This window comes from Faecalibacterium sp. IP-1-18 (assembly GCF_023347355.1).
Classification (GTDB): Bacteria; Bacillota; Clostridia; order Oscillospirales; family Ruminococcaceae; genus Faecalibacterium; species Faecalibacterium prausnitzii.
Map to the genome: position 1 here is coordinate 1,324,442 of NZ_CP094472.1, position 12,891 is coordinate 1,337,332.

A 12,891-nucleotide genomic window follows, 5' to 3' on the forward strand; every position below is an offset into this window, starting at 1 on the left:
CATAAAAACAGGATGTCCCTCTGCACAAAAAGTGCGGGGGGATTTTTTATGGATACCCCCTCAGGCGCAAAGCCGGAAGGGGTATGTGCACACTTTCCCACAAAAAGCGGGCTTACAGGCGGGGCAAAGCAGTGCATTGTGCAAAAAATAAAGGTTTCCTCTTGCAAAACGGCGACAAACGCGCTATTCTATAACCACAGTTTACCACTTTAGCATGGTAAAATGGTAAATCGAGAAGGAAGCGGGACGCAGAACGTCCCCCATGGGAGGAAAAAGATATGAAACTCAAGCGTATTGCAAGTGCATTTCTGGCCGGTGCTCTGGCACTGAGCCTTGCAGCCTGCGGCGGCAGTGCATCCACCTCTGCTGCGGCATCTGCTTCCGGCAGCGCAGCCGGTTCGACTTCTTCCGCAGCGGGCAGCGATCTGGACTACATCAAGGGCAAGGGCAAAATGGTCATCGGCTATACCGTGTACGAGCCCATGAACTACACCGACGCCGACGGCAACTTTACCGGCTTTGATACCGAACTTGCCACTGCTGTGTGCGCAAAGCTGGGCGTAGAGCCGGAGTTCGTGGAGATCAACTGGGACACCAAGGTGGTGGAGCTGGACGCCAAGAGCATCGACTGCATCTGGAACGGCATGACCCTGACCGAAGATATCATGGCAAACACCGCCACCACCAAGGCCTACGCCAAGAACGCACAGGTCGTGGTGGTCAAGGAGAGCACCGCCTACACCTCCACCGCCGACCTTGCCGGTAAGACCGTGGTGGCTGAGGCGGGTTCTGCCGGTGAAGCCGCCATTCAGGGCGATGAGAACCTTGCAAAGGCAGACTACGTTTCCAAGAGCGTGCAGACCGACTGCCTGATGGAAGTGGCTGCCGGTACGGCAGATGCCGCTGTGCTGGATCTGACCCTTGCCAACGCCATGATCGGGGAAGGCACCGACTATGCAAGCCTGAAGATCGTGGACGAGCTGAACGCCGAGGAGTACGGCGTGGCCTTCCGCAAGGGCAGTGATGCCGCCGCCGCAGTGGACGCCGCCTTTGACGAGCTGAAGGCTGACGGCACCATGCAGGCACTGGCCGAGAAGTACGAGCTGGCGCTGGCCGACTGAGCCGGGCGTAAAACAAAACGATAGATGGGTGTGTTTTTGTGTCTGTGATCCTTGGGCGCCTTTCCGGCGCGTTCCTGCTCAACTGTGAGCTGTTTGCCCTTACGCTGCTGTTTGCGCTGCCGCTGGGGCTGGTGGTGGCCTTTGGCTCCATGAGCCGGTGCAGGCTGCTTTCCGGTGCGGTAAAGACCTTTGTCTGGGTCATCCGCGGTACGCCGCTGATGCTGCAGATCATCGTCATTTATCTGGGCCCCGGCCTGCTGGGCATGAATAATCCGTGGCCCTCCGGCTCCGGCGGGCGCATGGTGGCGGCGGTGGTAGCCTTTGCCATCAACTACGCCTGCTATTTTTCCGAGATCTACCGCGGCGGCATCGAGGCCGTGCCCAAAGGGCAGACCGAAGCCGGGCAGGTGCTGGGCATGACCCGCACGCAGATCTTTTTCAAGGTCACTCTACTACAGGTGGTCAAGCGCATCCTGCCGCCCATGGGCAACGAGATCATCACCCTTGTCAAGGACACCTCGCTGGCAAACACCATCGCCAACAAGGAGATCATCATGATGGCCAAGGAGTACAGCGCAAAGGGCTTGATCTGGCCGCTGTTCTCCACGGCGCTGTTCTTCCTTGTGTTTGTAGGCGCGCTCACCCTGTTGTTCAACTGGGCTGAAAAGAAACTGGATTATTTCCGCTGCTGAGGAGGGTTTTAAGAATATGGCATTACTGGAAGCCTCCGGCATTGGCAAAAATTTCGGAGATACAAAGGTCTTAAAGGACATTTCTCTTACCTTAGAGCAGGGCGAGGCGCTGGCCATCATCGGCTCGTCCGGCTCCGGCAAGACCACCCTGCTGCGCTGCCTGAACTTTCTGGAGCGGCCGGACACCGGCTGCATCCGGGTGAACGGCGAGACCATGTGGGACGCCGCCGACCCCGCCACCCAGCGGGAGAGCGAGATCCGCAAAAAGCGGCTGCACTTCGGGCTGGTGTTCCAGAACTTCAACCTCTTCCCGCAGTATACCGCCTTGCAGAACGTGATGCTGGCAGGGGAGCTGCTGGCAAAGGAGCGCCCGGACTACCGCGCCAACAAAAAGGCGATGCACGCCCAGCTGGAACAGCAGGCGCGGGAACTGCTGGCGCAGATGGGGCTTTCGGAGCGGGCAGACCACTACCCGCACCAGCTTTCCGGCGGGCAGCAGCAGCGGGTGGCCATTGCCCGGGCGCTGGCGCTGCACCCGGACATCCTCTGCTTCGACGAGCCCACCAGCGCCCTTGACCCGGAACTGACCGGTGAGGTGCTGCGGGTGCTGCGGGAGCTGGCCGACCGCAAGACCACCATGATCATCGTGACCCACGAGATGCACTTTGCCCGGGATGTGGCCGACCGCATCCTGTTTATGGACGGCGGCGTGGTGGTGGAAGAAGGCCCTGCAAAGCAGCTGATCGACCACCCGCGGGAACAGCGCACCAAACAGTTTCTGGCACACTACGCGGAATGAGCAAAATAACCAATTCTTTGGGCAAAAAAATGGAAATGTTGATGCAAACCAAGTCTTGTAAAACCGGCGCTGCTCCGCTATAATACCACTCATGAATCCTTACAACGTCCTGCCGCTTTTCCGGCAGGGCGTTTTTCACGGCAAAAATGCGAACATCCATCTTTTTTGTGTGGGCAGGAGGTATATTTCCATGACCAAAGATATGACGCAGGGCAGTCCGCTGAAGCTGCTGCTTGCCTTTGCTGTGCCGCTGATGCTGGGCAGCCTGTTCCAGCAGTTCTACAATCTGGCCGATACCATCATCGTGGGGCGGTTCGTGGGCGTGGAAGCACTGGCGGCGGTAGGCAGTGTGGGCGGTTTGAACTATCTGGTGCTGGGCTTTGTCAACGGCATTGCCTGTGGCTTTTCCATCCCCATCTCATGGACCTTCGGCGCCCACGACCACCACGAGATGCGCCGCTACACCGCCAATACCGTGTGGCTGTCCATCGCCTTTGCCACGGTGCTTACCATCGTTACGGTGGCAATGACCCATCTGGTGCTGGTGTGGACGAACACCCCGGCCGATATCATCGACCTTGCGGATATCTATATCCGCACCATTTTTGCAGGCATCCCCTTCACGCTGCTTTATAATGTGACCAGCGCCCTGATGCGTGCACTGGGCGACAGCAAGCGCCCGCTGTATTTCCTGCTGGTGGCCAGCGTGCTGAACATCGGGCTGGACCTTGCCTGCATCATCCTGTTCAACATGGGCGTGTTCGGCGCGGCTTTTGCCACCGTGTTCAGTCAGGCTGTGGCAGGCATCGGCAGCCTTATTTACATCATGCGCCACTACCCGGAACTGCGCTGGAATAAGGAAGAAGGGCGCATCAGCGCTCCGCACTGCGCAAAGCTTTGCGCCATGGGCCTCCCCATGGGTCTGCAGTGCAGTATTACTGCCATCGGCAGCGTGGTGCTGCAGGGCGCGGTGAACGGTCTGGGCAGCGATATCGTAGCCGCGCAGACCGCCGGCGGCAAGGCTGCGCAGTTCCTCAGCGTGCCGCTGGAGAGCATCGGCACCGCCATGACCACCTACACCAGCCAGAATATGGGCGCGAAGGATCTGGGCCGCGTGAACCGCGGCGTGAACACCGCACTGGGCATCGGCTGCGTGTACAGCGTGGCCTCCTTCCTCATCCTGCGCGTGCTGGACAAGCCCCTGATCGGCCTGTTTTTGGACGCAGGCGAGACCGCCATTATGGCCAATGCGCAGGACTTCATCTTCTGGAACAGTGTGTTCTACATCCCGCTGGCAGTGCTTATCATCTACCGCTACACCATTCAGGGTCTGGGACACTCCGGCCTTGCCATGTTTGCCGGTGTGGCTGAAATGATCGCCCGCGCCATGGTGGGCTTCTGGTTCGTGCCGCTGTGGGGCTACTTTGCCGCCTGCATCGCAAGCCCGGTGGCATGGCTCTTTGCCTGCTTCTTCCTGATCCCGGCCTATTTTGTGGTGTTCCGCAGACTGCAAAAGGAAAAGCAGCAGGAAGCCGCCGCAAAGGTGCAGTAAGGGTTCATAAAAAATGCTTTTTCTTTTCGCCCTTTCATGCTATAATAAAAATTAAATACGGCTTTTGCCGTAACAGGGCAGGGGTTATAAGTCTTTGAAAAGCTGGTTTGCTTAATGGCTTCCCCCCCAAGGGGTGAAGGCTAAGGGGACGGCTGTTTTCGGGATGAATAGCCGCACTGCCGGGGCAATGCCCGCAATTGCGGCGGGCGGGAAAATACAAAAAGAGAGGCGAATCGAGATGTTGGATATGATCAAATGCAGCACTGGCGGTGCGTACTATGCGCGCGGAGAGTGGGTGCCCGCAGATGGCAATGCACCCGCAGCACTGGCAGCAAAGGGCTTTGATGCCGCTGCCGTTGCCGCGGCTAAGACCGGTACCATGGCCTACAATATTATGCAGGCACACAACACCAGCGGCGATGCCGAGAACCTGAAGATCAAGTTTGATGCCATGGCAAGCCATGACATCACCTTTGTGGGCATCATCCAGACCGCCCGTGCTTCCGGGCTGGAAAAGTTTCCCATTCCTTATGTGCTTACCAACTGCCACAACAGCCTGTGCGCTGTGGGCGGCACCATCAACGAGGACGACCACCGCTTTGGCCTGTCCGCTGCCAAAAAGTACGGCGGTATCTTTGTGCCCCCGCACATGGCAGTCATCCACCAGTATATGCGCGAGCGCTTTGCCGGCTGCGGCAAAATGATCCTTGGCTCGGACTCCCACACACGCTACGGCGCACTGGGCACCATGGCTATCGGTGAAGGCGGCGGCGAACTGGCAAAGCAGCTGCTGGGCCGCACCTATGATGTTGCCCGCCCGGGCGTGGTGGCCATCTACCTGACCGGCAGTCTGCCGGCGGGCTGCGGCCCCCACGATGTAGCCATTGCCCTTGTGGGCAAGCTGTTCAAGAGCGGCTACGTCAAAAACAAGGTCATGGAGTTCGTGGGCCCCGGCATTGCCTCCCTGCGGCAGGATACCCGCAACGCCATTGATGCCATGACCACCGAGACCACCTGTCTGTCCTCCATCTGGGAGACCGACGAAGTCACTCAGCGTTTTCTGGCAGTGCATGGCCGTGCAGCAGACTATAAAAAGCTGACACCGGCTGACCTTGCCTACTACGATGGCGTGGTGGAGGTGGATCTTTCTGCCATCCGTCCCATGATCGCCCTGCCCATGCACCCCTCCAATGCCTTTACCATTGAGGAGCTGAACGCAAACCTGGAGGACATCCTCCACGCCTGCGAACAGGATGTGCAGAAGCTGATCGGCCGCAAGGACGTGCAGCTGGATCTGTGCAGCAAGATCGAAAACGGCAAGCTGCGTGTGGATCAGGGCGTCATTGCAGGCTGCGCAGGCGGTCTGTACGACAGCATCTACGAGGCTGCTTCCATCCTCAAGGGTCATACCGGCGGCTGCGGCGACTACGCCCTGAGCGTTTACCCCGGCAGCCAGCCCATCATGATGGAACTGGTGCGCACCGGCGTCATCGGCGAGTTGATGGCCAGCGGTGCTACCATCCGCACCGCCTTCTGCGGCCCCTGCTTCGGCGCAGGCGATGTGCCCGCCAACGGCGCACTGTCCATCCGTCACACCACCCGCAACTTCCCCAGCCGCGAGGGCTCCAAGCCCGGCAGCGGCCAGCTGGCCGGTGTGGCACTGATGGATGCCCGCAGCATTGCAGCCACCACCGCAAACGGCGGCATTCTGACCCCCGCCACCGACATTGATTATGATCCCACCGTGCCGGAGTACCAGTACGATGCTTCCAGCTACGACACCCGCGTGTATCAGGGCTTTGGCAAGGGCGATTACGATGCCCTGCTCAAATTTGGCCCCAACATCAAGGACTGGCCGGAGATCGCACCGCTGGGCGACAACCTGCTGCTGAAGGTGGCTTCTTATATCACAGACCCCGTCACCACCACCGATGAGCTGATCCCCTCCGGCGAGACGTCCTCTTACCGTTCCAATCCGCTGGGTCTGGCTGAGTTCACCCTCAGCCGCAAGGACCCGGAGTATGTGAGTCGCGCCAAGGCCGTGCAGGCCGAGGAAGCTGCCCGCCGCGCCGGTGCAGGGGACGCTGCCCTGCTGGCAAAGGTGAACGCCGTGCCCGGCTGCGAACAGCTGAACTGGAACGATATCCAGATCGCTTCTACCATCTTTGCGGTCAAGCCCGGCGACGGCTCTGCCCGTGAGCAGGCCGCCAGCTGCCAGCGTGTGCTGGGTGCCGGTGCCAATATCGTTACCGAGTACGCTACTAAGCGTTACCGCTCCAACCTGATCAACTGGGGCATGCTGCCCCTGCAGCTGGCAGGTGCCACCCCCTTTGGTCTGGGGGACTATGTGCTCATCCCCAATGTGCGGGAAGTACTCAAGGGCGACCTGCAGAGCATCAAGGCCTACGTTCTGGGCGATACCGTCAAGGAGTTTGAGCTGTACATGGCTCCGCTCACCACCGACGAGCGCCAGATCCTGGCTGACGGTTGCCTGATCAATTTCTATAAGCACTAAGGAAGTAACCCGCTATGTCCTGTGACCTGCATATCCATTCCACCTGCTCCGACGGTGCTGTGCCCATCGAGCGGCTGGCGTCCATCGCCGCCCGCACCGGGCTGCACGCCATCGCCCTTTCGGACCACGACACCCTGCTCAGCGCTCAGTACGCCTATGCCCACACCGGGCAGGACGGGGTAGAGCTGATTCCCGCCGTGGAGCTGACCGGCTACGACTTTGAGCGGCAGCACCGGGTGCATCTGCTGTGCTACTACCCGGACGTGGACTGCCCGGCGCTGCGGGAGCACTGCGCCATCATGAAGGAGCGCCGCAACGCCTGCGCTTTGCAGAGCGCAAAGGAGCTGGAACAGCTGTACCCGCAGTTTACCACCGACCTTGCATGGGAGACCACAAAGGCAAGCGGGGTGCTGTTCAAAAGCGGGCTGATGCAGGCGCTGGAACTGCTGGGCCTGACCGATGGCAGCATCTACGGCGAGACCTACCACAAGCTGTTCGGGTGGAACCCCCGGGGCATCGTGCTGCACTCGCCGGAGTATCTGCCGGTGCGGCAGGTGCTGGCTACCGCCAAGGCAAGCGGCGGCGCGGTGGTGTTTGCCCACCCCACGGTGTATAAAAGTATGCCCCTGCTGCGGGAGCTGGCGGCAGAGGGCGCAGTGGACGGCATAGAAGTGTACCATCCCAGCAACAGCCCGGAGGACAGCGCCGAGTGCCTTGCCCTGTGCAAACAGTACGGCCTTGTGGCTACTGCGGGCACGGACTTCCATGGCCGCAACCACAAGCACCCCCACCCCATCGGCACCTGCACCGCACCAGACGAAGCCGCAGCGCAGCTGCGCGCCATCGCCGAAAAACGTAAAAGAGAGAGGACGTAAAGACTATGAGCAAGGAATTTTCCTTCCCGAACAAGGGTACCTGCTCCAAGCAGACCAACTTTGTGCTGAACGATGACCACACTATTTCTTCCATTGAGGTCGTCGGCGGCTGCAACGGCAACCTGAAGGGCATCTGCCAGCTGCTTACCGGCATGAAGGCAGAGGACGCCATTGCCCGTCTGGACGGCACGCTGTGCGGCTTCCGCAGCACCAGCTGCCCGGACCAGATCGCAAAGAACCTGAAAAAGGCTCTGGAACAGATGAACTAAAATCCACCGGAGAGCCGCTGCACAGAACCTTGTGTGGCGGCTCTTTTTGCGCAGGACGATTTTGAATGCCCGCCGCTATGCTCTGGGCATGAATAGCGGAAAATTATTTTGAATTAGAGCAATGCCGGACAGCCTGCGGGCTGCCCGGCATTGCTCTTTTGAGGGAGTGTTTTAAATGATTTTGCGCTGCGCTTTATGTCACAATTTGTACGCATTTCCAGCAAATGAGGGCGGATGTAAAAAATCTATACACCGGGCAAAGTTTGTTTGTTGTTCCGGTTCACTTTGCGGGGTATACTGTTGCCATAGAGAACAGCACGATGAAGGCTGTGAAAAGATATTTTTGAAGCAGGGAGGCTTTTTTATGTACTATTCCAGTGGCAATTATGAAGCTTTTGCACACCCCAAAAAGCCGGAGGGCGTGGATCATAAATCCGCTTATATCATCGGCTCCGGTCTGGCAGCCCTGACCGCTGCCTGCTATCTGGTGCGCGACGGCCAGATGAAGGGCGAGCACGTCCATGTGTTTGAAAAGAACGCACTGGCCGGCGGCGCCTGCGATGGCTACAAGTACGATATCGGCTATGTGATGCGCGGCGGCCGCGAGATGGATAACCACTTCGAAGTTATGTGGGATCTGCTGCACTCCATCCCGTCTCTGGAGACCGAGGGTGCCAGTGTGCTGGACGAGTACTACTGGCTGAACAAGGAGGATCCCAACTTTTCCTTGTGCCGTGCCACCGTCAACCGCGGCGAGGATGCTCACACCGATGGCAAATTCGGCCTGTCCGATAAGGGTGCCATGGAGATCATGAAGCTGTTCTTTACCCCGGACGAGCAGCTGCAGGATAAAAAGATCACCGATTTCTTCGATGACGAGGTGCTCAACACCAACTTCTGGATGTACTGGCGCACCATGTTCGCCTTCGAGAACTGGCACAGCGCTCTGGAGATGAAGCTGTACCTCAAGCGCTATATCCACCACATCGGCGGTCTGCCGGACTTTACCGCCCTGCGCTTTACCCGCTATAACCAGTACGAGTCCATCATCCTGCCCATGGTGCGCTATCTGGAAGGCTTTGGCGTGCAGTTCCACTACAACACCAAGGTCACGGATGTGAAGTTCGACATCCAGAAGGGCCGCAAGCTGGCAAGCTCTGTCACCGTGGAGCACGCGGGCGAGACTTCTAACATCGACCTGACCGAGAACGATCTGCTGTTCATCACCAACGGCGGCTGTGTGGAAAGCTGCACCGTGGGTGCACAGGATAAGGCCACCGGCTTTGACCCCACCATCCAGCCCGGCAACGGCTGGGATCTGTGGAAGAAGGTCGCCGCACAGGATCCCTCCTTCGGTCACCCGGAAAAGTTCTGCTCCGAGCCGGAGCTGAGCAACTGGGAGAGTGCCACCATCACCACGCTGGACGACAAGATCCCTCAGTATATCCGCAAGATCTGCAAGCGCGACCCCTTCAGCGGCCATACCGTCACCGGCGGCATCGTCACCGTCAAGGACTCCAGCTGGCTGCTCAGCTGGACGCTGAACCGTCAGCAGCAGTTCAAGGATCAGCCCAAGAACCAGCTGTGCGTCTGGGTGTACAGCCTGTTCAGCGATAAGCCCGGCGATTACGTCAAGAAGCCCATGCGCGACTGCACCGGCCGCGAGATCTGCATGGAGTGGCTGTACCACATCGGTGTGCCCGAGGATCAGATCGCGGAACTGGCAGAGCACAGCGCAAACACCGTGCCTGTGATGATGCCTTATATCGACGCCTTCTTCATGCCCCGTGCCATGGGCGACCGTCCCGATGTTGTGCCCGAGGGTGCTGTGAACTTCGCCTTCCTTGGTCAGTTTGCCGAGACCGCCCGCGATACCATCTTCACCACCGAGTACTCCATGCGCACCGGTATGGAGGCTGTGTATACCCTGCTGAACATTGACCGCGGCGTGCCTGAGGTCTGGGGCAGCACCTATGATGTGCGCGCCCTGATCGATGCCACCGTGAAGCTGCGCGACGGCAAGAAGATCACCGACATGGATCTGCCGCTGATCCCGCGTCTGGCTCTGAAGGAAGCTTTGAAGAAGATCGAGGGCACCGACCTTGAGAAGTTCCTCAAGGAGTATAACGCTATCTGATATTTCCCTCTCCTCCGATAGATCCGGCAACGGGTCAACACCCCCCTAAAAAAGACCTCTCCGCTGCTCTGCGACAGGGCACGGGAAGGTCTTTTTTGCATAGAATTTGTGTAAAAATGGTACAATATATGTTAAAATAAAGCGGAACGTGAAAATAATTTGTGCCAAAAGAATGATTTTGGCTTGTTTGCGGCGGCGTTCTGTGCTATGCTAGAGCTATTGAAAGGGCAGGAGGGAAGAGCCTGCCTCAAATGCGATACGCCAAAAATAAAAGGAGGTCGTTTTCCTGTGAAACAACTTATTTCCCGTCGCTGCTTTTTAAAGGCTGCTGGTGTGACCGCTGCCGCTGCATCCATGGCCATCGGTGCGCCTGCCGCATCGGCCTGCTGGTATGGTGACAAGTCTGACGTTACCATCCTGTACACCAACGATGTCCATACCTACATCGACAAGCAGAGCCCCAAGTTGACCTACGCCGCTATTGCCGACCTGAAGCAGAGCTATCAGAATGCCGGCAAGGATGTGCTGCTGGTGGATGCAGGCGACCATGTGCAGGGCACTGCCTACGGCTCCATGGACGAGGGTGCTTCCATCATCAAGCTGATGAACGCTGCCGGTTACGATGTCGCCACCCCCGGCAACCACGAGTTTGACTACGGCATGGACCGTGCCAAGGCCATCATGAAGGAAGCCGACTTCCCGTACCTGTCCTGCAACTGGGTAGACCTGCGCACTACGCTGCGGGTGCTGCCCTCCGTCAAGGTGTTTGTGCGCGGCGGCAGACGCATCGCCTTTGTGGGTGTGACCACCCCCGAGACCTTTACCAAGTCCACCCCGGCCTACTTTATGGATAAGGCACAGCGCAAGTACATCTACGATATTCAGGGCGGCGAGGACGGCAAAAAGCTCTACGATGCCGTGCAGAAGGCCATTGATAAGGCAAAGCTTCTGGCAGACGTGGTCATCGGTCTGGGTCATCTGGGCGTAGACCCCTCTTCCTCTCCGTGGACCAGTGAGGAAGTCATTGCCCACACCAGCGGCTTTGACGCCTTTATCGACGGCCACTCCCATACCGTAATGGAGAACAAGCAGGTGCAGGATGCTTCCGGCAAGGCTGTCACCCTGACCCAGACCGGTTCTTACTTTGCCAACGTTGGCGAGATGACCATCGCTGCGGACGGCACCATTACCACCAAACTCATCCCCACCCACGAAGGCATGGATGCAGGCATCGCTGCCATGCAGACTGGCTGGGTGAACACCGTGGACGATATGCTGGGCGAGAAGATCGCTGTGGGCGACAGTGATTTCTACGTCTCTGACCCCGCCACCGGCAAGCGCCGCATCCGCTCTGCCGAGACCAACCTCGGCGACTTTGTGGCTGACGGCATCTACACCTACTTCAACGAGGTGGAAAAGCTGCACTGTGATGTGGCCATCATGAACGGCGGCGGCATCCGCGCCGATGTGCCCGCAGGCGACTGGACCTTCAAGACCTGCAAGCAGGTCAGCCCCTTTGGCAACGTGGCCTGCCTGATGTCGGTCACCGGCAAGCAGATCCAGGACGCATTGGAGTTTGCAGCCCGCTTTGCAGGCGAGGACGGCAAGGAGAACGGCGGCTTCCTGCAGGTGGCCGGTGCTACCTACGAGATCCACACCGATATCCCCAACACTGTGCAGACCGACGAGAAGAACGTCTGGATCGGCAGCGCCACCGGCACCCCGCGTGTGCAGAACGTGAAGATCTACGATAAGGCCTCCGGCAGCTATCTGCCGCTGGACCCGGGTGCTACTTACGCACTGGCCGGCATGAACTACACCCTGCGCAATCTGGGCGATGGCTTTGCCATGTTTGACGGCGCAGAGCTGATCAAGGACTATGTGTCCGAGGATTATCTGGTGATGTCTACCTACGCTATGATTTTTGACGGCGCAGATGCTGCGGGTCTGCCGCACCTGTCCAGCGCCAATAGCCCGCTGGCCGCATACCCCGGCTACCTGCTCAACTACGAGCAGCCCTACGGCGCAGGCCGCATTACCATTCTGTAAATTTATATTTCCCGTGAAAAGGCGAACCCGGAAAGTCCTGTGGACTTTCCGGGTTCGCTCTATCTATAATAGTTTTTCCGCGCGGAATCATACAAACAGAAAAGCCACCTGAGTTTCCTCAGATGGCTTTGTTCTGGTTGGGGATGAGAGAATCGAACTCCCACAAGTAGAGTCAGAGTCTACCGCACTACCACTATGCAAATCCCCAATATTCTGTTGTGTTTTGCGGGGTGAGCCGCTCAACGTGTGTTATTATACGGGAAAAGCCCGGGGTTGTCAAGCATATTTTTGAAAAAAGTTGTACTTTTTTGGAAAATGCCGCAGCAGCGCCGGATAATCTATGCCGGAGCGCTGCCACGCTTCGGCAGGTTCTGCGCACCGCACCGCCTATACTGGAAGGTACAAAACCTTACAAAGCACCAGAAGGAGGATGCCTATGCCGGAACGAACCACACAAAACGCCCAGACCTTGCTTTCGCCCCGCGTCCCGCGGGATACCGAGCACGAGCGCTACCATCCGGAACTGGAGGAGGAGCTGAAGGAATGCCTGTTCTGTTTGAAGCGCAACGAGATGATGTTTGATATGGAGGTGGATACGGACCTGATCGAGCAGCGCATCTACGAGCGGCAGGCGCTGCTGTGTCGTTACCGGTACTTACTGGCGCGCGCCCGGGAGCTGGGGCTGCACACGGTGCTTACCCGCTACCAGCCCATGGGCGGGTGAAAAGGCTTAGGGCAACACCGCACAATTCCCGCCTTACGGCTTAAGCACCACTCCGGCGGTTGCGGCACGGCATCTGCGTTGCCAAAATGCTCGATAATACACAAAGTATTATCTGCGCTTTTGGCTTAGCATCTGCCGCACCTCACTCGCCGTATCGG

10 protein-coding genes and 1 tRNA gene are annotated in these 12,891 nt (G+C 58.4%); 10 read left to right on the forward strand and 1 reads right to left on the reverse strand.

Annotated elements, in window-relative coordinates; translation table 11 throughout:
• Positions 1–278 precede the first annotated feature (278 nt).
• The 9 genes from MTP43_RS06300 to MTP43_RS06340 all read left to right on the forward strand — a co-directional run bounded on the left by MTP43_RS06300 (position 279) and on the right by MTP43_RS06340 (position 12,009).
• Positions 279–1,121 (forward strand): transporter substrate-binding domain-containing protein, encoded by an 843-nt coding sequence (locus MTP43_RS06300; protein WP_097786198.1) that lies wholly within the window; start codon positions 279–281, stop codon positions 1,119–1,121.
• A 44-nt stretch (positions 1,122–1,165) separates the two neighbouring features.
• Positions 1,166–1,813, forward strand: a complete 648-nt coding sequence (locus MTP43_RS06305; RefSeq protein ID WP_005926715.1) for an amino acid ABC transporter permease — start codon at positions 1,166–1,168, stop codon at positions 1,811–1,813.
• 16 nt (positions 1,814–1,829) lie between these two features.
• Complete coding sequence (locus tag MTP43_RS06310; RefSeq protein WP_015538357.1) at positions 1,830–2,612, forward strand: amino acid ABC transporter ATP-binding protein; 783 nt, start codon at positions 1,830–1,832, stop codon at positions 2,610–2,612.
• 190 nt (positions 2,613–2,802) lie between these two features.
• The gene (locus MTP43_RS06315) at positions 2,803–4,164 is read left to right on the forward strand and encodes an MATE family efflux transporter (protein WP_015538358.1); all 1,362 of its coding nucleotides are present in this window, start codon (positions 2,803–2,805) and stop codon (positions 4,162–4,164) included.
• Positions 4,165–4,411: 247 nt separating this feature from the next.
• Entirely contained in the window at positions 4,412–6,679 is a 2,268-nt protein-coding gene (locus MTP43_RS06320; RefSeq protein WP_181967310.1) for a hydratase, read from the forward strand.
• 14 nt (positions 6,680–6,693) lie between these two features.
• Complete coding sequence (locus MTP43_RS06325; protein ID WP_112091052.1) at positions 6,694–7,554, forward strand: PHP domain-containing protein; 861 nt, start codon at positions 6,694–6,696, stop codon at positions 7,552–7,554.
• Between the two features lie 5 nt (positions 7,555–7,559).
• On the forward strand, positions 7,560–7,823 hold the full coding sequence (locus MTP43_RS06330) for a TIGR03905 family TSCPD domain-containing protein (RefSeq protein WP_113620968.1): 264 nt from the start codon (positions 7,560–7,562) through the stop codon (positions 7,821–7,823).
• Positions 7,824–8,187: 364 nt separating this feature from the next.
• Positions 8,188–9,960, forward strand: a complete 1,773-nt coding sequence (locus MTP43_RS06335) for an oleate hydratase (protein ID WP_113620969.1) — start codon at positions 8,188–8,190, stop codon at positions 9,958–9,960.
• A 288-nt stretch (positions 9,961–10,248) separates the two neighbouring features.
• Complete coding sequence (locus tag MTP43_RS06340; protein ID WP_181969074.1) at positions 10,249–12,009, forward strand: bifunctional metallophosphatase/5'-nucleotidase; 1,761 nt, start codon at positions 10,249–10,251, stop codon at positions 12,007–12,009.
• A 134-nt stretch (positions 12,010–12,143) separates the two neighbouring features.
• Here MTP43_RS06340 and MTP43_RS06345 read toward each other — a convergent pair.
• Positions 12,144–12,217 (reverse strand) — tRNA-Gln (locus MTP43_RS06345).
• 228 nt (positions 12,218–12,445) lie between these two features.
• Between MTP43_RS06345 and MTP43_RS06350 the strand changes: the two genes are divergently transcribed.
• Positions 12,446–12,733 carry a hypothetical protein gene (locus tag MTP43_RS06350; RefSeq protein WP_015538363.1) on the forward strand — a complete coding sequence of 96 codons (288 nt, stop codon included), beginning with the start codon at positions 12,446–12,448 and terminating at the stop codon, positions 12,731–12,733.
• Positions 12,734–12,891 lie beyond the last annotated feature (158 nt).